Source organism: Pseudoduganella sp. GW821-FHT11H04 (assembly GCF_058807935.1).
The window spans coordinates 45,191-64,886 of record NZ_JBXARE010000003.1 but is presented as its reverse complement, the minus strand read 5'-3'; the positions used below and the strand labels follow the sequence as shown (position 1 = coordinate 64,886).

19 protein-coding genes are annotated in these 19,696 nt (G+C 62.0%); 13 read left to right on the top strand and 6 right to left on the bottom strand.

The window, feature by feature from the left end; genetic code table 11:
• Positions 1 to 61 precede the first annotated feature (61 nt).
• Positions 62 to 700 carry a TetR/AcrR family transcriptional regulator gene (locus AC1RTP_RS07235; protein ID WP_498605901.1) on the bottom strand — a complete coding sequence of 213 codons (639 nt, stop codon included), beginning with the start codon at positions 698 to 700 and terminating at the stop codon, positions 62 to 64.
• A 112-nt stretch (positions 701 to 812) separates the two neighbouring features.
• Between AC1RTP_RS07235 and AC1RTP_RS07230 the strand changes: the two genes are divergently transcribed.
• Both AC1RTP_RS07230 and ssb read left to right on the top strand, forming a co-directional pair.
• Positions 813 to 2,024, top strand: a complete 1,212-nt coding sequence (locus AC1RTP_RS07230) for an arabinose transporter (RefSeq protein ID WP_498605900.1) — start codon at positions 813 to 815, stop codon at positions 2,022 to 2,024.
• Between the two features lie 103 nt (positions 2,025 to 2,127).
• A complete protein-coding gene (gene ssb, locus AC1RTP_RS07225; protein ID WP_498605899.1) occupies positions 2,128 to 2,631 on the top strand; it encodes a single-stranded DNA-binding protein in 504 nt (167 codons plus the stop codon).
• Between the two features lie 76 nt (positions 2,632 to 2,707).
• On the opposite strand, the gene AC1RTP_RS07220 is transcribed toward ssb, so the two are convergent.
• Positions 2,708 to 3,781, bottom strand: coding sequence for a PEP-CTERM sorting domain-containing protein (locus tag AC1RTP_RS07220; protein ID WP_498605898.1), 1,074 nt, complete (start codon positions 3,779 to 3,781; stop codon positions 2,708 to 2,710).
• Positions 3,782 to 4,087: 306 nt separating this feature from the next.
• Here AC1RTP_RS07220 and AC1RTP_RS07215 point away from each other — a divergent pair, with 306 nt between their 5' ends.
• From AC1RTP_RS07215 to AC1RTP_RS07200, 4 genes are all read left to right on the top strand, one after another.
• Positions 4,088 to 4,846, top strand: coding sequence for a hypothetical protein (locus AC1RTP_RS07215; RefSeq protein ID WP_498605897.1), 759 nt, complete (start codon positions 4,088 to 4,090; stop codon positions 4,844 to 4,846).
• A gap of 48 nt (positions 4,847 to 4,894) precedes the next feature.
• The gene (gene nudC / locus AC1RTP_RS07210) at positions 4,895 to 5,707 is read left to right on the top strand and encodes an NAD(+) diphosphatase (RefSeq protein ID WP_498605896.1); all 813 of its coding nucleotides are present in this window, start codon (positions 4,895 to 4,897) and stop codon (positions 5,705 to 5,707) included.
• Positions 5,708 to 5,869: 162 nt separating this feature from the next.
• Positions 5,870 to 6,436 (top strand): GTP cyclohydrolase I FolE, encoded by a 567-nt coding sequence (gene folE / locus AC1RTP_RS07205; RefSeq protein WP_498605895.1) that lies wholly within the window; start codon positions 5,870 to 5,872, stop codon positions 6,434 to 6,436.
• Positions 6,437 to 6,439: 3 nt separating this feature from the next.
• Positions 6,440 to 7,810, top strand: coding sequence for a thioredoxin fold domain-containing protein (locus AC1RTP_RS07200; protein WP_498605894.1), 1,371 nt, complete (start codon positions 6,440 to 6,442; stop codon positions 7,808 to 7,810).
• 105 nt (positions 7,811 to 7,915) lie between these two features.
• Here the strand turns inward: AC1RTP_RS07200 and AC1RTP_RS07195 are convergent, their stop codons facing one another.
• Complete coding sequence (locus AC1RTP_RS07195; protein ID WP_498605893.1) at positions 7,916 to 8,809, bottom strand: LysR family transcriptional regulator; 894 nt, start codon at positions 8,807 to 8,809, stop codon at positions 7,916 to 7,918.
• Positions 8,810 to 8,910: 101 nt separating this feature from the next.
• Between AC1RTP_RS07195 and AC1RTP_RS07190 the strand changes: the two genes are divergently transcribed.
• Positions 8,911 to 9,912 (top strand): aldo/keto reductase, encoded by a 1,002-nt coding sequence (locus AC1RTP_RS07190; RefSeq protein ID WP_498605892.1) that lies wholly within the window; start codon positions 8,911 to 8,913, stop codon positions 9,910 to 9,912.
• Here AC1RTP_RS07190 and AC1RTP_RS07185 read toward each other — a convergent pair.
• A complete protein-coding gene (locus AC1RTP_RS07185; RefSeq protein WP_498605891.1) occupies positions 9,909 to 10,787 on the bottom strand; it encodes a LysR family transcriptional regulator in 879 nt (292 codons plus the stop codon). The two genes, AC1RTP_RS07190 and AC1RTP_RS07185, sit on opposite strands and share 4 nt — an antisense overlap.
• A 119-nt stretch (positions 10,788 to 10,906) precedes the next feature.
• On the opposite strand from AC1RTP_RS07185, the gene AC1RTP_RS07180 reads away from it, so the two are divergent.
• Positions 10,907 to 11,833, top strand: coding sequence for a zinc-dependent alcohol dehydrogenase family protein (locus AC1RTP_RS07180; RefSeq protein ID WP_498607133.1), 927 nt, complete (start codon positions 10,907 to 10,909; stop codon positions 11,831 to 11,833).
• Positions 11,834 to 11,837: 4 nt separating this feature from the next.
• Here the strand turns inward: AC1RTP_RS07180 and AC1RTP_RS07175 are convergent, their stop codons facing one another.
• Positions 11,838 to 12,278 carry a hypothetical protein gene (locus tag AC1RTP_RS07175; protein WP_498605890.1) on the bottom strand — a complete coding sequence of 147 codons (441 nt, stop codon included), beginning with the start codon at positions 12,276 to 12,278 and terminating at the stop codon, positions 11,838 to 11,840.
• 113 nt (positions 12,279 to 12,391) lie between these two features.
• On the opposite strand from AC1RTP_RS07175, the gene AC1RTP_RS07170 reads away from it, so the two are divergent.
• Genes AC1RTP_RS07170 through AC1RTP_RS07150 form a run of 5 tightly spaced genes read left to right on the top strand, consistent with a single transcriptional unit; the run spans position 12,392 to position 19,049 of the window.
• Positions 12,392 to 15,868: a response regulator gene (locus tag AC1RTP_RS07170; RefSeq protein ID WP_498605889.1), complete on the top strand. Its 3,477-nt coding sequence runs from the start codon at positions 12,392 to 12,394 to the stop codon at positions 15,866 to 15,868.
• Entirely contained in the window at positions 15,868 to 16,698 is an 831-nt protein-coding gene (locus AC1RTP_RS07165) for a CheR family methyltransferase (RefSeq protein ID WP_498605888.1), read from the top strand. Before AC1RTP_RS07170 ends, AC1RTP_RS07165 begins: the two co-directional genes overlap by 1 nt.
• Positions 16,695 to 17,303 carry a chemotaxis protein CheB gene (locus tag AC1RTP_RS07160; RefSeq protein ID WP_498605887.1) on the top strand — a complete coding sequence of 203 codons (609 nt, stop codon included), beginning with the start codon at positions 16,695 to 16,697 and terminating at the stop codon, positions 17,301 to 17,303. Before AC1RTP_RS07165 ends, AC1RTP_RS07160 begins: the two co-directional genes overlap by 4 nt.
• The gene (locus AC1RTP_RS07155; protein ID WP_498605886.1) at positions 17,303 to 18,526 is read left to right on the top strand and encodes a hybrid sensor histidine kinase/response regulator; all 1,224 of its coding nucleotides are present in this window, start codon (positions 17,303 to 17,305) and stop codon (positions 18,524 to 18,526) included. The genes AC1RTP_RS07160 and AC1RTP_RS07155 overlap by 1 nt, the downstream gene beginning before the upstream one ends.
• Before the next feature lie 52 nt (positions 18,527 to 18,578).
• Complete coding sequence (locus AC1RTP_RS07150; RefSeq protein ID WP_498605885.1) at positions 18,579 to 19,049, top strand: DUF2244 domain-containing protein; 471 nt, start codon at positions 18,579 to 18,581, stop codon at positions 19,047 to 19,049.
• On the opposite strand, the gene AC1RTP_RS07145 is transcribed toward AC1RTP_RS07150, so the two are convergent.
• Positions 19,046 to 19,648 carry an OmpW/AlkL family protein gene (locus tag AC1RTP_RS07145; protein WP_498605884.1) on the bottom strand — a complete coding sequence of 201 codons (603 nt, stop codon included), beginning with the start codon at positions 19,646 to 19,648 and terminating at the stop codon, positions 19,046 to 19,048. The two genes, AC1RTP_RS07150 and AC1RTP_RS07145, sit on opposite strands and share 4 nt — an antisense overlap.
• Between the last annotated feature and the right edge of the window lie 48 nt (positions 19,649 to 19,696).

The following is a 19,696-nucleotide window of genomic DNA, read 5'->3' as shown; positions in this document are numbered from 1 at the left end:
GCCCGATACTATAGCGTCGAATGAGTTCTTGCGCCGCAGCCTGGTTGTGCCGGGCCCAGCGTCAAATACTGTACATATTACCAGTATTTGGACGGTACGTCAGGAAGCCCATGACGGCGTCGGTGATCGAGGCTTCAATATCGGCCATATCGAATCCCGGCGCCTCGATCACGGCCGCGTGCACCATCGATTCCATGATCTGCAAAACCACCCAGGTGGCCAGGTCCAGGTTGGGCGGAGCGATGTCGGACCGCCAATCTTGCAACAGCGCGCGCACGCGCTTGAAGATGCCCTGGTCGGCTTCGTTCTCCGACTGCGGCGCATCGAAATAGGGGAATTGCAGCTCCAGCATCTTGTGCAAATCCGGCTCGAGCAGGTGGGCGGCGAGCAGCGCCTGCACCATGGCGTGGATATGCCCGGCCAGCGTTGGGGTCACGGGTTTAGCGAGCACCTCTTCCACTGTTTGCTGCACTTGTTCGGCGTGGCGCTGGTGCAGGGCGGCGATCAGCGAGTCCTTGTTATTGAAGTATTGGTAGAGCGAACCAATGCTGATGCCGGCCTTCTCCGCGATCAGGTTGGTGTTGGTGCCGGCGTAGCCATGCTCCGAAAAAACGCGAGCCGTCGCCTCCAGGATCACCTCCACGGTAGCGCGGGAACGGGCCTGGCGCGGCGCTTTGCGGGGCTGTGGGATGTCGACCATGGGCTTTTCCTAATGCGAGTTTTCGGCGGAAGTTGTTGATTTTAAAATTCTTTCCATATGTGAGCAAATGCTCGCATTTATGAAATTCAATGTCAACTTGGAAAGAATTTATATGAGTCCTCCTAAAGACCTCGCAACTCCCGCAATGGCCGCCGCACCGCAGGCCGCCAATGTGGCGTCAAAGATTTTCCCTATCGTGCTGGCGGTGTTCGTCAGCTTCATGGCCATCGGCATTGCGCTGCCGGTGCTGCCGCTGCATGTGCACGGCCAGCTTGGCATGAGTACCCTCGTGGTCGGCGTCGTGGCCGGCGCCCAGTTTGTCGCGGCGCTCCTCACCCGCGCGTGGGCGGGAGGCCTGTGCGACACGCGCGGCTCGAAGCGCGCCGTGATGACGGGCTTTGTGCTGGCCATCGCATCCGCACTGACCTACTTCGCATCGCTGTCAATGACCGTGCAGCCGGAAGCGTCGGTCGCGATGCTGCTCGCCGGCCGCATCCTCCTCGGCGGCGCGGAGAGCCTGATCGTGACGGGCGCCCTTAGTTGGGGTGTGGGCCTGGTCGGACCGAAAAATGCCGGCAAGGTTATGGCCTGGGTTGGCATTGCGATGTATGGCGCTTACGCGCTGGGCGCACCGGCCGGGATGGCGGTGTACCTCAAAGACGGCTTCCAGGGCATCGCAATGGCCGGCATGGTGGCGCCGGTGCTGGCCATGCTGGTGCTGTTTAATGTGGCGGGACTGCCGCCTGCCAGCGCGCGCCGCATTCCGTTCTACAAGGTCCTGGGCGCCGTGTGGTTGCCGGGCATGGGGCTGGCTTTTTCCAGCGTCGGCTTCGGTGTGATCACCGCTTTCATCTCGCTGCTCTTCGCCGGCAAGGAGTGGGGCAGCCCGTCGCTGGCATTCACCGCCTTTGGCGCGGCCTTCATCGGCGCCCGCCTGCTGTTTGGCCACCTGCCGGACAAAATTGGCGGCGCCCGCGTAGCGCTGGTGTGCGTGCTGATCGAAGCAGTCGGCCAACTGTGCATCTGGCGGGCGCCGGCGCCATGGATGGTGTATTTCGGCGCCGCACTGACTGGCTTTGGCTACTCGCTCGCCTTCCCCGGATTCGGCGTGGAAGCGGTCAAACGCACCCCGCCGCAAAGCCGCGGCGCGGCCATGGGCGCCTACGTCGCCTTCCTCGATATTTCTCTCGGCCTGACAGGCCCACTGGCCGGTGCACTGGCCGGGCAGCACGGCGTCAGCGCAGTCTACCTGGCCGGTTGCGGCGCCGTTTCCTGCGCCCTGGTCATCGCACTGCGCCTGCTTAAGCAAGCAACAACAAATTGAGCTGGATCAGCCCCGGCGATATTTGAGCGAGTGTTAATTTAGGGTAAACTCCGTGGTTTTGGAGCTGGCCACAATGGCCCCCATCCCTTCAGGAGTTTCATAAATGGCATCTGTCAACAAAGTGATCATCGTCGGCAATCTGGGTCGCGATCCGGAAATTCGCTACATGCCTAGCGGTGACGCAATTGCCAACATCGCCGTGGCTACCTCGTATCGTTCGAAAGACCGCAACACCGGCGAGCAGAAAGAGCTGACCGAGTGGCACCGCATTTCCTTCTTCGGCCGCCTGGCTGAAATCGTCGGCCAGTACCTGAAAAAAGGTTCTTCCGTCTACGTGGAAGGCCGCCTGCAAACCCGTAAGTACACCGACAAAGACGGCGTCGAAAAGTACGCGACCGACATCATCGCGGAAAACATGCAGATGCTGGGCGGCCGTGGCGACGGCGCCGGCATGGGTGGCGGCATGGGCGGTGGCGACGACATGGGCTACGACGCGCCTCCAGCACGTCCAGCACCACGTCCACAAGCTGCACCGGCTCCGGCACCGCGCCCGGCAGCGCGTCCAGCGCCTAACTTCTCGGATATGGACGACGATATTCCATTCTGAGACCCCGCTGACTCAAATCAGTAAATAAAAACGCCCAGCAAGCCTTTGACTTGCTGGGCGTTTTTCATTGCCTATATCAGGACTTGCGGTTTTTACGGCGTGCGAAACCGATGCCTGCCAAACCCAGTCCCATCAAAGCCAGCGACGCCGGCTCAGGAACTTCCTGCTGCAGCGCGAACGAAGCCGAACCATCGCCCACATTGAAGCCGGACGAAAGATAAGTGCCGGTGAAGAAATTGCCGCCGCCGCCGCCAGCGCCAACGCGGGTATTGCCGCCGCCGCCGCCGGAATAGCCACCGCCGCCGCCTGCATTTGCTTCATAGCTGCCGTGCATGCCAGCGCCTGCACCGCCGCCAAAGCCGCCGGCCACGTCCATAGTGAGGGACGTATACCAGGACAGGTTCGCGCCGCCCAAGCCACCGTTCAGGAAGCTGTCGCCGCCAAGGCCGGCGTAATAGCCCATGCCACTGTAGGCATCAGCGCCGTCGGTATAGAAGCCAGCGCCACCGGCGCCGCCATAGCCAGGCTTGGTGCCGCCATTGCCGTTGGTACCACCGACGCCGGCAACGCTCCAGCTGCCAGCGGTGCTGGTGCCGTTGGCGCCGGAGGTCACGTTGTATGCGGAAGCGTCGACACCGGCCGCCTGGTAGTTGAAGCTGCCGGCGCCTTGCGCTGCGCCACCGCCGCCGCCAGCTGCAAGGATCAGTTGATTGGTCGTCAGGTCAAAGATGAAGGTGCCGCCGCCGCCGCCGCCCGCCCAGCCCTGGTAATAGCCGCTGTTGAATGCTGCGCGGCCGCCTTCCTGTCCGACCAGCACTTGGAGCACATCACCGGCATTGAGGTATTTTTCTACATTGAGCGAAGCGCCTCGACCGCCCGCTACGTTGGGGGTATAACCGCCCGACGCGCCGCTTGCGGAAATGGTGTACAGACCGCTGTACTGAACCGTCCATTGCTGGATGCCGGTGTTCAGCGCAGTTACTTTGCCCGCCAGGTTGGTGCCGGCATAGGCGGAATTAAGCTGCGCCTGAGTGGCGCCAGCCAAACCGGACGCGCCAGCATCGGTAAAGGAGTAGGTGGTGCCTGCTTGTGCAAGGTGAGAACCGGTTGCCACCGCTGCCAGGACCGAAGCCTTCAGCGCGAGTCGCAACCAAGTTCCAGAAGTGCCGTAATTCATTGTTGAAATCCCCCAGATGTGAATGGTGTTTATCCGTTTGCCGATGCTAAAACAACATCTTTTATGTGCAGATGGAAAGAACTGTTGCATAAAGCAATATATGTGCCACTCAGGGAGATTTATTAAATATCAATAAGATAGCCAACGCTGTAAGGATATTTGTAAAATTTTTTGGCCGAAGTGTAAAATTTTTCGACACCGAGCGACGTTTGCATTAATGGTTGACAATAAATCAATGCGGCTTCATCCTGTGGCATTCATTGCCTAAGGGGAATACTCGTGTTCATCGTCTGGGGTCGCAAGATTACGCGCCGTCCGTTGGGATTCGTGGCGGACTTCTGTGGAATTTGCCGCGAGCCGCGGCCGTTCAAGCTGGCTCGTCTGGGGTCCGTAGGGCACATTTATTACGTGAGCTTTGGCGAGGGCGACCTGGTGGGGCACGAGCGCACATGTACCAGCTGCGGCACGTTCAGCGCTGCGCATCTGGGCGACTACGCCAGCGTATCCCGCAGCACCGGGCCTTTGGAAACCTTGAAGAGGGAAACTTACCCAGGCCTGGATGAGGCGGTCGCCGCGCGCCTGGCTCTTGAACAACGAGTCCAGACCGCACCACATTTGCTGACTAAAGGCGAGCGTCTTGGGCTGATCCAGACTCCGTTCCTGCTCATGTCGCCCAAGGTGGAAAAGCGTTTCGCCTCCACCCATCTCGACGTGGGCGTTGTGCTGGCGTTTGCGGCGGCCATTTGCCTATGCATTGCCGCGCCAGTTGTGGCCAAAGCAGTTGCGCCGGACAGTATGGATCAGTCGGTGTTGGTTGCCATGGCGATTGGCGCCGTCCTCGTGATCTGGCAATTTATCGCTGCCGGGCCGCGCTACATGCGCAAGGAGATCATGCCGACGATCGCCAAATCGCTGGCGCCGATCAAGCCAAGCGAAGCGGAAGTCGAACACACCTTGCGCGAATTCCAGAAGGCCGGGCACAAGATCGGCAAGAAACTCAAGGCTTCCGAAGTCGTCGAGCGCTCCCGTACGGCGTGACGGGAACTGAAGTATCATCGGCCTGTTGCCAGGACTATATCTATCGCCATGCTCCAGACGCCAGCCGGTTTCCTGCCCCTGATCAAAGCCGCCACGACCGCGGATAAGCAAACGCTGGTCTTCCACAAAGACCGCCTGCTGCTGCGCGAAGAAGGCTTCGCCCTGCCGCATCAATCGGAGCTGATTGCTGCCGGCATTGAAATGGAAGGCGCCTTGCCGCTCGGTTTTTGGGAAGGCCGTTACTGGCAGGTCGCACAAGCGCCGCATGACACGCCGCCAATCGCTGGACACACCTACGTTGGCCTGCGTGCGCTGTTCGGCGCCGTGGATGATGGCCTGCTTGGCGTTGCCGGCCGAGCCTACCAGATCGCCGAATGGGCGCGTACCCACCGCTTCTGCGGCGCCTGCGCATCGCCGATGGAGCTGGCGGCAGGCGAGCGCGCCATGCGCTGCACGTCCTGCGGCCACTTGGCCTACCCGCGCATATCGCCGGCGATGATGGTGCTGATCAAGAAGGGCAACCAGCGCCTGCTGGCGGCGCATGCCAACGCACCCTACAAACGCTACACCGCGCTCGCCGGCTTCCTGGAGGCTGGTGAATCGGTGGAAGAAGCTGTTCACCGCGAAGTGTTCGAAGAAGTCGGCCTGCGCGTGCATAACCTGAAGTACTTCGGCAGCCAGTCCTGGCCCTTCCCGCATTCGCTGATGATCGCTTTCACCGCCGAATACCTGGAAGGCGAGATCGTCACCGACCCTAATGAGATCAGCGATGCGCGCTGGTTCGGCCCCGAAGACGCGTGGCCAACCCTGTCGCATACGGTTTCCATCGCCAGCGAGCTTCTGGCAGCGAACCGCCCGTAAGGGGCAAATGTCCACCTTGGGGTCAGGAACGAAAGTGGACATTTCCCTCTGGAAGCATGTCCACTATTGCCGGGGCGCCGTACCGTCCTGACCCCAAGGTGGACATTTCCCTTTCACGGTATACTGGTGGATTGAATTTGACATTTCACGGTTCTTGCAATCATGACTAAAGAAGTATTCACCGAAGACGATTGGCGCCGCCTGCTGGAACATTTGGGCGAAGACCCGAATCGTCCAGGCCTGATCGAAACCCCGCACCGCGTCCACAAGGCGTGGAAGCACTGGGTGTCCGGCTACGGCCAGGAGCCGGCCGAGGTGCTGAAGGCATTCGAAGATGGCGCCGAACAGTACAACGAACTGATCGTCGTGAAGAACATCCCGGTCTACAGCCATTGCGAGCACCACCTGGCGCCGTTCTTCGGCAAGGCCACCGTGGGTTATGTCCCGAATGGCAAGATTGTCGGTTTGTCCAAGCTGACCCGCCTGGTGGACGTGTTCTCCAAGCGCCTGCAAGTGCAGGAACGCATGACCATGCAAATCGCCGAAGCGCTGATGACCGTGCTGGAGCCGAAGGCCGTGGGCGTGGTCGTCAAGTGCCGACACTTGTGCATGGAATCGCGAGGCATCCGCACCGCCGGCGAAGAAACCGTCACCTCCGCCATGCTGGGCGAACTGCAGCCTAACCTGGCGATGCGCACCGAATTCCTGGCCCTGGCCCGCGAGTCCTGATACATGGCAGACACCATCGAGTGGTTTGAAGGCGGCTTTGACGCCGCATTGGAAGCAGCCCGCGCTGCGGGCCGTCCGCTGTTCCTGTACTGGGGCGCTGGATGGTGCCCGCCGTGCAACCGGGTCAAGTACGAAATCTTCGGCCGCGAAGAATTCCCTGCCAAGCTGGAAAGCATGGTGGCGATCCAGCTCGATGGCGACAGCCCGAACGCGCAGGCCATGGCCGCGCGCCTGAAGCTGCGCAGCTATCCAACCATGGTGATGTATCGTCCCGATGGCAGCGAAATCACCCGCCTGCCGTGCGAACTCGATGGTGAACTGTTTGGCGAAGCCTTGATGGCTGCGCGTTTCGCGGGCCATTCGGCCAGCGAATCGATGGCCGCGGCGCTGGATGGCACGCGCGCTCTGTCGCCTTCCGAGTGGACGCTGTTGTCGAATTATTCTTGGGATACCGACGAAGGCGTGCTGCTGCAAGGCCGCGACCTGGGCGTGACCCTGACCACTTTGTCGCAACTGGCCTCCGCAGCCGTAACTGGTGAAGCGGCGGCTGCTGCGCGCCAGGTGGAAGATGCGGCGACGCGCCTGCACCTGCACGCGCTGGTGGCGCAAGCTGGCCGCGTGGCTGATGCGTCGTCGCCTGAATTCCTGTTGAAGGTGCTGGGCGATGCGCGTTGGGCGCGCGCCAATATGGATATCTTCGGCAATAGCGGTCACCAGCTGGTGCGCGCTGCACCGGCGCGTCACGCTGAATTGGCGACTGCCATGGCGAATGCTGCGCATGTGTGGGCGGAAGATATGTGGTTGTCGGCGCCGGATCGTTTGACTGCGCTGCGCCTGCAAGTGCGCATGGCGCGCATGGGATATGCGGGTAAGGATTTGCCGCAGCTGGTGCGTACGCGTGTCGATCAGGCGCTGGCGCTGGTGGATGATAAGTACGGCCGGCATACCTTGGTCAATACGGCGGTGAGCGCGCTGAATGATGCGGGCTTGAACGCTGAGGCGGAGGCGTTGCTGCAGTCGGTGCTGACGGAGTCGCATGCGCCGTATTACTTCAAGTTGAGCCTTGCTTCTGCGGTCAAGCGCCGTGGGGATTTGCCGGGGATGCTGGATTGGTATGAGAAGGCGTGGCGTGCGGCGGTTGGTCCTGCGACGCGGATTCAGTGGGGTGTGACTTATCTGGTGGCGGTGATTGATACGACGCCGGGGGATGGGGCGCGGATTGAGGCTGCGGCTGCTGCGCTGGGGCAGGAGTTCGCGAATGTGCCGGATGCGTTCCAGCAGCGTAATCTCACGCAGGCGCAGAAGCTGTTGGCTAAGCTGCCGGCGGGGTTGGCGCTGGGGGATGCGCTGAGGGCTGGTATCCAAAACCGGTAACCCGATCGGATGGCCGCCCCGTCTGACCCGCAGGGTCAGACACCTGGCCTGCGACCGCCGCGTATCAGTGTCTGACCCTGCGGGTCAGACATTGGTTTACCGGTTTTAGGCCAGGTTTAGAACCTCCGCCAACCAATCCACAAACACTCGTACGCGCGGCGACAGGTGGCGGTTGTGGGAATAAATGATCGACACCGGCAGCGGCGCCGGTCGCCACGCGGGCAATACCTCCACCAGCTGTCCATCAGCCAACAAGGACTCGATTCCCGGCCGCGGAATCTGCGCCAATCCAAGCCCCGCCAGACAAGCGCCAAGGTACGCCTCCGAACTCCCCACCGACACGCGGCTGCGCATGCCAAGCGTCCGCAGCTTCCCATCCACCACATACTCCCAAGGCAAATCACGCCCCGTCTGGCTGGAGAAATAGTTCACCGCCCAATGCTCGCGCAAGTCCTCCAGCGATGAAGGCACGCCATGCGCCGCCAGGTAAGCCGGCGACGCCACATTCACCTGCTCCATCGCCCCCAACGGCTTAGCCACCAGCGTTGAATCCCGCAGCACCCCCGCGCGCACCGCGCAATCGATCCCTTCTCCCACCAGATCCACCATGCGGTCGTTGGCTCCAACGCGGACGTTGATATCCGGGTAGCGCGCGAAAAACTCCGGCAGCGCAGGAATCACGCTCAAGCGCGCAATCCGCTCCGGCAGGTCGACGCGGATCGTGCCGGACGGTTTGCGCCCATCCGTCAGGAACAGGGCGTTGATGTCCTCCAATTCGTTGAGCAGCGCGCGGCAGCGTTCCACATACAGCTGCCCTTCAACGGTGAGGCTCACTTTGCGCGTGGTGCGCTGTAGCAGGCGCACGCCGAGCTGCTGCTCAATGGCCTGCACGGCATTGGTCACGGTGGGGCGGGGGAGGTCCAGCTGTTCGGCGGCCTGGGTGAAGCTCTTGCTGTCGGCCACCGCCAGGAAAACCTGCATGGATTTCAGCTGGTCCATTGTTATCGATTGTCGAATAAAGATGTAGCGAATGCCGCATTTATTGTTGTTTTCGATAATAGCACAATGGATTCCATCGAAACCCCACCTGGAGACCACTCATGGAAACCCGCAAACTTGGCAGCACCGGCCCGCAAACCTCCCAGCTTGGCCTGGGCCTGATGGGCATGTCCGACCTGTACGGCCCGGCCGACCGCGCTGAAAGCATCGCCACCATCCACGCTGCGCTGGATGCCGGCGTCACCCTGCTCGACACCGGCGACTTTTACGGCATGGGTCACAACGAGATGCTGCTGGGCGAAGCGCTGCGTGGCCGCGACCGCGAGCAAGTGCAGATCAGCGTGAAGTTCGGCGCGCTGCGCGATCCGGACGGCGGCTTTATCGGCTACGATTCGCGCCCGCAGTCCGTCGCCAATTTCGCCGCCTATTCGCTGCGCCGCCTGGGCACGGACTACATCGACATCTATCGCCCATCGCGCCTCGATCCCGCCACGCCGATTGAAGACACCATCGGCGCCATCGCGGACCTGGTGCGCAAGGGCCACGTGCGCCACATCGGCCTGTCGGAAGTGAATGCCGAAACCCTGCGCCGCGCCCACGCCGTGCACCCGATCAGCGATGTGCAGATTGAGTACTCGATGATTTCACGCGGTATCGAGAATGGCCTGCTGCAGGCAGCGCGCGAGCTGGGCGTCAGCATCACCGCCTACGGCGTGCTGTCGCGCGGCTTGATCAGCGGCCACTGGACGGCGCAGCGCGAAGGCGAGAAAGACTACCGCGGCCTGCATAGCCCACGCTTCCAGGGCGAGAACCTGAGGCACAACCTGGAACTGGTGGAGCGTATGCGCAGCGTCGCGCAAGCCAAAGGCATCAGCGTGGCGCAGCTGGCGATTGCGTGGGTGATGGCGCAGGGCGCCGACATCGTGCCGCTGGTCGGCGCCCGCACCCGCACGCGCCTGCAAGAAGCCCTTGGCGCGCTGGATGCGATGCTGCTGCAATCCGACCTGGAGGCGCTGGAATTGATCGTGCCGCAAGGCGCAGCAGCCGGTGGCCGCTACAACGATTACCAGCTGTCGCACCTGGACAGCGAGAAGGCCGCTTAAGCGAAGACTTCCGCCAGGAAGTCGACAAAGGCCTGCACCTTGGCCGCGCGCTGGTGCCGTTCCTGGTAAAGGGCGGTCAGCGCGGGGCCGGGAGCCTGGCGCCCAGCCAGCAGCGGCACCAGCGCCCCGCTGCGCAATTCGGCCTCCACCGACAGCGACAGGAATTGACCAATCCCCGCGCCGGCCTTGCAGGCCTCCACCAGCGAATCGACATGGTCAAAGGAAGCGCGCGACGGCGGTGTGAATGTCTCGCCATCCGCGAACTGCCATTCGCGCAGCCGTCCCGCGCGCGGCAGGATGAAGTGCAGGCAGTCAAAGCCCGCCAAGTCGCTCGGCACGGAGGGCACTCCGTGGCGCTCGACAAAGCCAGGCGATGCGCAGCAAATGAAGCGCGTCTGCAGCAAAGGCCGCGCGATGAGACGCGCATCGCCAACATCGCCCAGGCGCAGCAGCACGTCGTAGCCTTCTTCCACCATATCAACCATGCGGTCGCTGGCGCTGGCCTGCAGCGTGATGCCGGGATAGCGGGCCAGGAATCGCGGCAAGGCAGGCGCCACATAAAGACGCGACACAAGGCCGGGCATGTTGACGCGCAGGGAGCCGCGCGGCTCCTGCGCCGCACCCTGCAGGTTCGCCTCCAGCTCTTCCATGCCGGCCAGCAGGCGCTGGGCCTGTTCGTAGCATTCGCGTCCCTCGCCGGTCAGCGACATGCTGCGCGTGGTGCGATTCATCAGCTTGACGTGGAAATGGGCCTCCAGCGCATTCACCTGCGCAGTGACGGACGACGTGGAAATGCCCAGCTTTTCGGCCGCGCGGGAAAAGCCGCCGGTTTCCACAACAGTGCAGAACACGCGCAGGGCATCGAGTTTGTCCATCCCGCCATTATCCACAATTCGTGAATTCTGTTTGCATCCCGGCCCTGTTTTTCCCGCGCCGGATGCTGCCTACACTGGCTTCCATACCAACCCAACTCACAGGAGTTCTTATGAAAGCCATGTTGATCGAAGCCGCCGGCAAGCCGCTGGTCCCACGCGAAATTGCCAAACCCATACCGGCCGCAGGCCAGGTCCTGGTCCGCATTCACGCCAGCAGTGTCAATCCGCTCGACCTCAAGATCTCCGCCGGCAAGGCGGAACATGCACGCATGCCGCTGCCGGCCGTCCTGGGGATCGACATGGCGGGCGTGGTGGAAGCCGTCGGCGCGGGCGTAACCGGCTTTGCGCCAGGCGACAAGGTGTTCGGCATGACCGGCGGCGTAGGCGGAATCCAGGGCTCGCTGGCGGAATATGCGGCCGTCGATGCAGACCTGCTGGCCCATGCGCCGCGCTCCATCAGCCTGCGCGAAGCTGCCGCCTTGCCGCTGGTATTCATCACCGCCTGGGAAGGCCTGGTGGACCGCGCCCGTGTGCAGCCTGGCCAGTCCGTGCTGGTGCAGGGCGGGGCGGGCGGCGTCGGCCGCATGGCGGTGCAGCTGGCGCTGGCGTGCGGCGCCACCGTGTCGGCCACGGGGCGGTCAGCGCAACGAGAGCAGATCGAAGCTATGGGCGCACGCTTTATTGAGCAGTCGGAGGGCGAAGAATTCGACATTGTCTACGACACTGTCGGCGGCGAAGTGCTGGATGCTTCCTTCCGCGCTGCGCGCACCTATGGCGGCCATGTGGTGAGCGCCCTGGGCTGGGGCACGCATGCCCTGGCGCCGCTGTCATTCCGTGCGGCGACTTACTCGGGCGTCTTTACGCTGATGCCTTTGTTGACGGGGAAAGGGCGCGCCGCGCACGGCGCCATCCTGAAGGAAGCGGCACAGCTGGTCGATGCGGGCAAGCTGAAGGTGCAACTGCATCCAGCCCGATTCACCCTCGAGGAAGCCAACCAGGCGCACGCCGCGCTAGGCGCCGGCAAGGTGGTGGTGGATATCGCTTGAACGGCTACTGGCCAGCCGGTGCGGGCGCCGGCTGCGCCGCAGCCTCCGCATCAAATCGCATCTTGGTCTTTTTGCCGGCCGCCACGTAAGTCCCCAGTTTGGAACCGGTGGCGGTAGTCGTGCCGCCCTCGGACACCAGCGTGCAGCCTTGAGTTTCCACCTGCCACACATATTTTCCGGCGCGCAGGCTCCAGACATTGTCGCCACTGGCGAACAATTCGAACTCCAGGTCCTCGAGCGGCATCTCGCCCAAAGGAATCGCGCGCTGGCAGTCCGGCAGGCGCGCAGCCATCAGCGTGTACTGCGCATCTTCCTTCCAGAAAAATTCCTGCTGCCGCCGCACGGTCAGCGTGTGTTCGCGCGTGCCGTCCGCATAAAAGGTCGCGGAGTCGTTCACGCAGCCAGCCAGCAGGAACAAAGGCAGGACAGTCAGGATCTTACGCATGGGCGATAGGAAGTGATTGGTTTGAAAGCAATTATAGCCCCCGCGCACGATTGCCGCGCAAGCTCCGCCGTAGGCGTACACTGGAATCTTCCCGATGACTGTTAATCAATGACATGCAGCGTAGTTCGACCATCGACGACCAGGGCTTTCGCCGAATACTCAACCGCAACGTAAGAATACCGCTGCTTGGCGGGCTTGTTGCTGCCGGCATTTTCGTGGCGTTGTTCGCCTACCTGATGAGCACCTGGAGCGCCGTGGAAAGCACCGAGCGCGCCATTGGCGGTGCGCAGGAATTGCGCAAGCTGTCCGTGGAGATGGAGACCGGTATGCGCGGCTTCCTGCTGACGGGAGATGACGCCTTCCTCACGCCCTTCATCACAGCGCGCCCGCGCTTCGATACGGCGGGCGATATGCTGTCCGAGATCGTCGCCGACGATAAGACCCAGGTCGAGCGCCTGCGCCACATCCGCAGCCAGCAGAAAGAATGGCTGCGTGCCGCCGAGCAGATGATTGCCGCGCGCCGCCAGCAGGGCGATTACCTCGGCATGGTGAAGGCAGGCGTGGGCAAGGTGCCATCCGACGAATTGCGCGAGCAGTTCCGCGACTTTATCGCGCACGAAGAACTGCAGCGCGCCACGCGCAACGAGACCCTGCGCCTGGTGGGATTCTGGACGGTGGCGATTTTTCTTGCCGTGAGCGTGGCGGTCAGCGCGCTGTTGGCGTGGCTGGGCCGGCGCGACCTGCTGCGCTTGTCGAATGTTTATCGCGACGCGCTGCAGGAACAGCACACACACGCCTACCAGCTGCAGCACCAGTCCTGGCTGCGGGAAGGACAGAGCCAGTTGGCCGAGCAAGGCATTGGCCAACTGGCCTTGCCGCTGCTGTCGTCCACGCTGCTGGAATTCCTGGCGCGCTACCTGGACGTGGCGGTGGCCTCGTTTTACGTGGTGAAGCCGGACGGTTCGCTGGAACGCACGGCCGCCTATGGCTTCAGTGCCGACGACGAAGTGGAAGGGCATACGCTGGCGCCGGGAGAAGGGCTGGTAGGCCAGGCGGCGCGCACACGGCGCACGATGCATGTGCCGAATCTGCCCGAAGGCTATATCAAGGTATCGTCCTCACTCGGTAACGGCGAGCCGCAGCAGCTGGTGCTGCAACCGGTGCACAGCGACGGGCGGGTGAATGGCGTGGTGGAGCTGGGATTCCTGCGCGAGGCAGGTCGGCGCGAGTTGGATTTTATGGAACTGGTGGCCGGCAATATTGGCATGGCGATCGATGCGACCACCGCGCGCCAGCGGCTGGCCGAAGTGCTGTCGCAAACGCAGTTGCTGAACGAACAGCTACAGGTGCAACAGGAGGAACTGCGCACCGCCAACGAGGAGCTGGAAGAGCAGTCGCGCATCCTTGAACGTTCGCAAGTGAACCTGGAGACGCAAAAGCTCGAGCTGGAGCAAAGCAACGAGAAACTGGCAAACCAGGCCGAAACGCTGGACCTGCGCAATGCCGCACTGGCCTCCGCCCGGCGCGACGTGGAAGAACGGGCGTTTGACCTGGAGCGTGCCAGCCAGTACAAATCGCAATTCCTGGCGAATATGTCGCACGAGCTGCGCACGCCCTTGAACAGCTCACTGATCCTGGCCAAGCTGCTGGCCGATAACGCCCAGGGCAACCTGAATGAAGAGCAGGTGCGCTTTGCGCTCACCATCTACAACGCAGGCAATGATTTGCTGGCGCTGATCAACGACATCCTGGATATCTCCAAGGTCGAAGCGGGCAAGCTGGAACTGGTGCCGGAAGACGTGCACCTGCAGGCCATGGTCGAGAATCTGGAGGCCGCCTTCGGCCCGCTGGCGCAGGAAAAGAACCTGGAATTTGTGATCGACCTTTTGCCAGGCTTGCCGGATACGGTCTACACCGACCGCCAGCGCCTGGAACAGATTCTCAGGAACCTGCTGTCGAATGCGGTCAAGTTCACTGACCGAGGCAAGGTGATCCTGCGCATTTCGCCGGGCGAAGCGGGCCTGTTGCGCTTTTCTGTCATCGATACCGGTGTTGGCGTGCGGACGGAGCAGCAAGCCTCGATCTTCGAAGCATTCCAGCAGGGCGACGGCACGCCAAGCCGGCGCTTTGGCGGCACCGGCCTTGGCTTGTCGATTTCGCGCGACCTGGCGCGCCTGCTGGGCGGCGAGGTCGAACTGTCCAGCGTGGAAGGGCAGGGCAGCACCTTCACCCTGCTGCTGCCGACGCAGTGGGCAATCGCTGCACCGGAAGGCGAGCCGCCGATGATCGACGCCGGACGTGCTCACGTTGCGCAGGTTGAAAACGTCCTCCAGGGCGCCCCAGGCAGCGCAACGTCCGCCCCGCCGCGCCCTTTCGAAGACGACCGCAACGTCGCCCCGCCGCCTGAACGCATGGTCCTGATCATCGAAGACGACCCCGCCTTCGCCCGCATCCTGTTCGACCTGGCGCACGAATCCCGCTACCGCGCCCTGGTCGCCTTCACCGCCGAGGAAGGCCTGCAGCTGGCCGAAGAACATCAGCCGGAAGCGGTGATGCTCGACATCCGCCTGCCCGACCGCTCCGGCCTGTCGGTCCTGCAGATGTTGAAGGACAACCCGCAAACCCGCCATATTCCAGTGCACGTGATTAGCGCCAGCGACAGCGGCGAAGCAGCCCTGCACCTGGGCGCCATCGGCTTCGTCCGCAAGCCGGCCGAGCGCCGGGACTTGCTGGCCGCATTCGACCGCCTGGAACGCCGCTTCACGCAAAAGATCAAACACATCCTGCTGGTGGAAGACGACGAACGCCAGCGCGAAAGCATGGTGCGGCTGATTGAAGACGAAGACATCGACATCACCGCCGTCGCCAGCGGCGCCGAAGCATTGGACCAGCTGCGCGAAACCATCTTCGACACCATGATCATGGATCTGAAGCTGCCCGATATGCAGGGCAGCGACCTGCTGCAAAAAATGTCCCAGCAGGAGATCGCCAGCTTCCCGCCGGTGATTGTCTATACTGGACGTAGCATGACCCGCGCCGAAGAAGCCGAGCTATCGAAATACTCGCGCTCCATCATCATCAAAGGCGCCCGCTCGCCGGAACGCCTGCTGGACGAGGTAACGCTCTTCCTGCACAAGGTTGAATCGCAGCTCTCCAGCGAACGGCAGCAAATGCTGAAAGAAGTACGCAGCCGCGACCGCGTATTCGAAGGCCGCCGCATCCTGCTGGTGGACGACGACGTGCGCAACATCTTCGCCTTGACCAGCGCCATTGAGCAGAAAGGCGCCCTGGTGGAAATCGCCCGCAACGGCCACGAAGCCCTGGAAAAACTGGATACCGTGCCCGACATCGACCTGGTGCTGATGGACATTATGATGCCCGGCATGGACGGCCTGGAAGCCACGCGCCGCCTGCGCGCCGACCCGCGCTTCCTGCGACTGCCGGTCATCGCCATCACCGCCAAGGCCATGAAAGACGACCAGGAGCAATGCCTGGCCGCCGGCGCCAACGACTACCTGGCCAAACCGATCGACCTGTCCCGCCTGTACTCATTGCTGCGGGTGTGGATGCCAACCCTGGAAACCGTGTGATGAACGACGGCGCCCCGATCAGCAGCATCGACATTGAGCTGCGCATGCTGATGGAAGCCGTCTTCCTCAAGTACAGCTACGACTTTCGCGACTACACCGGCGCCTCGCAAAAGCGCCGCGTGCTGCACGCCATGGCCGAAATGAGCTGCAAGACCGTTTCCCAGCTGCAGTCGCGTGTGCTGCACGAACCGGACGCCTTCAGCCGCCTGCTGCAATACCTCACCATACCGGTGACCGAAATGTTCCGCGACCCCAGCTATTTCGTCGGCCTGCGCGAGCATGTGATGCCGGTGCTGGGCACCTATCCCTCGCTGAAAATCTGGGTAGCCGGCTGCAGCACCGGCGAAGAAGTGTATTCGCTCGCGATTTTGCTGAAGGAAGAAGGCCTGCTCGAACGCAGCATCATCTACGCCACCGACATCAACCCGCAATCGTTGGAAAAAGCGCGCAAGGGCATGTTCCCGCTGGAGCATATGCGCACCTACACCGCCAACTACCAGGCAGCCGGCGGCAAGCACGCCTTCTCCGACTACTACACGGCAGCCTACAACGCCGCCCTGTTCGACCGCTCGCTATGCGAAAACGTCACCTTTGCCGACCATAGCTTGGCCACCGACGCCGTATTCGCCGAGACGCAATTTGTCAGCTGCCGCAACGTAATGATCTACTTCAACCGCAAGCTGCAGGACAGGGCGCTAGGGCTGTTCCACGACTCGCTGTGCCACCGCGGCTTTTTAGGCCTGGGCAGCAAGGAAAGCATCGACTTCTCCGCCTTCGGGCCGAAGTTCGAAGTGCTGGCCCGGCGCGACCGCCTGTTCAGGAAAAAATGATGAACACACCCCTCTCGCTCGAGATGGCCCTGCATGGCCGCAAGACCGAGGCGGTAGTGATAGGTGCGTCCGCCGGCGGCGTGAGTGCGCTGATGCAGGTGCTGCCCGCGCTGCCGCGCACATACCGCATCCCGATCATTGTGGTGCTGCACGTACGCAGCGGCCGCCCCAACCAGCTGGTGGACGTGTTCCAGCAAAAGCTCGCGGTACCTGTACGCGAAGCGGGCGACAAGGATGCCATCATTCCGGGTACTCTCTACTTTGCCCCGGCAGGCTATCACCTGCTGATTGAAAACGACCGCAGCTTCTCACTGAGCTGCGACGCACCGCTGCATTTCGCACGCCCCGCCATCGACATCACCATGGAAACAGCGGCCGATGCCTATGGCGCGCATTTGGCCGGCATATTGTTGACCGGGGCCAATGACGATGGCGCAGCAGGCATGGCCGCCATTGGCAGGGAGGGCGGCCTGACGGTGGTGCAAGACCCCGGCGAAGCCGAGGTCAACGTCATGCCGCAAGAGGCGATCAACCTCCGCGCCCCCAGCCTGGTTTTGCCGCTGGAGCAAATCAAGAAACTATTGCCGATGCTGGAGAAGTACTGATGGAAACTACCAATGTCCTCCTGGTAGACGACCTGCCGGAAAACCTGCGCGCACTGACCGCCTTGGTGCGCGCCGAAGACCGCGCGATCTTCCAGGCCCATACCGGCGAAGAAGCACTGGCGCTGCTGCTGGAGCACGAATTCGCACTGGCGATCATCGACGTGCAAATGCCCGGCATGGACGGCTTTGAGCTGGCGGAGCTGATGCGCGGCACCGGAAAAACGCGCCAGATACCGATCGTCTTCGTCAGCGCCGCCGGCAAGGAACTGAATTACGCCTTCAAAGGATACGAAGCGGGCGCAGTCGACTTCCTCTACAAACCGCTGGATGCGGATGCTGTGCGGAGCAAGGTCAATGTCTTCGTCGACCTGTACAAGCAAAAGCAGGAAGTGCGGCAGATCGTCGAACAGCGCAACGCCACCGTGAGCGAGCTGAATGCCGTGCAGCAGGAGCTGGAACGCGCGCTGGAAATGCGCGACCAGTTCATGTCCATGGTCGCGCACGAACTGCGCACGCCATTGAATACCCTCTACCTTGAAGCGCAGATGCGCAAGCTGCAGCTGGAGCGCGGCAATATGGACCACTTCGCCCCCGAGCAGCTGGAACGCATGGTTGCGCGTGACATGCGGCAGATTCACGCCATGGTGCGCCTGATCGACGACATGCTCGACGTATCGCGCATCCGCTCGGGCAAGCTCTCGATCCGCCCAGCGGCCGTGGATCTGGAAGCGCTGATGCAGCGCATCGTCGGCGACCTGTCGCACCAGGCAGCCGACATGCACACCGAACTACGCCTGACGATCGTGCAGCCAGTCGCCGGCTGCTGGGACGAATTCCGCGTCGAGCAAGTGATCGTCAACCTGATCACCAACGCCCTGCGCTACGGCGACGGCAAGCCAGTCGACGTACGCCTGCACGCCGACAGCCAATTCGCACGCATAGAAGTGATCGACCAAGGACTCGGCATTCCCGAAGAAATGCTGCCGAAAATCTTCGAACCCTTCGAGCGCGGCAAGATGGAAAACGTCCCCGCCGGCCTGGGGCTCGGCCTGTTCATCTCCCGCCAGCTAGCCGAAGCCCACGGCGGCACCCTGACCGCCCGCAGCAAGCCCAGCGAAGGCTCCACCTTCATCTTCACCCTCCCCCGCCCCGACGAAATGTCCACTTCAGGGTCAGGAACAAAGTTGGACATTTCCGAGGAGAATGTCCACATTTGTTCCTGACCCCAAGGTGGACATTTTGCTTTTAGCCACGAGTTATGCCTAGAATGTCTCCATGAAACGAGACTTGCTCAGGGAACGCAGGGAATGGCTACTGCGGCGCAATTGCTCATTGTCGCCCCAGCAGATGGGGATGGCTTACGCCCTGATGTGCCTGTTCTCGTTTGCCGTAGCAACAGGCTTTGTCTTGGTCGGCATGTGGCAAGTACTGCTCTTCACCGTACTGGAAATGACAGCCGTTGCAGCCGCCTTCCTCCACTACGCCCGCCATGCCACGGACTACGAGCATATCGTGCTCGCCAACGGTCAACTGCTGGTGGAAAAAGTCTCCGCCGGCAAAATGAGCACCACCCAGCTGGAACTCTACTTCCTGCGGCTGCAAATGCCCACCCACCCCAGCGACCTGATCCACCTTGAATCGAAAGGCGTAGCAGTCGACATAGGCTACTTCGCCACCGACCCGCGCCGCCGCGCACTCGCCCAGGAGCTGCGCGCAGAAGTGCAGGGCGGCCTGTTCAACGATTAAAAGCGGTAGCCCACGCCCACGCCGAACAGCACAGGGTCCACCTTGGCCTTGCTGACCTTGGCGCCCGAGATCATCACATCGCTGCGGATCTGCACCTTCTTGATATCCACGTTAAGCGACCAGTTCTTATCCAGCTTGAAGTCCGCACCCGCTTGAACGGCCAAGCCGATGCTGTCATGTTCCAGGCTACCGGTACCGTTCAGGATCTTGTTATTGGAGAAGGTCGTCCAGTTCACACCCAGGCCCACGTAAGGGCTGAACTGCGAGGACGGCGTGAAGTGGTACTGCGCCAACAGCGTAGGCGGCAGGTGCTTGAAGGTACCGATGGACTGCCCATCCAGGTAGACATCATGCTTCTGCGGATAAGTCAGCACCAGCTCCGCGGAAATATTCGGGCTAAAGAAGTAGGAAATATCCACTTCCGGAATGGTCTTGCTGCTGACGCTGATGCGGTCGGAAGCGCCCACGCCGCCAATCGGATCAGACTTGTCCGCCGGGTTGATATGCACCGCACGCGCACGCACCAGCCAAGGGGATTCTTCCGCCACTGCATTCAAAGCCAGGCCACCCAGCACAACTGCCAAAATCGCTTTCTTCATTTCACTACCTCTTTCACTTGGTCATTGATATTCGGTAAGTGAAAGTCT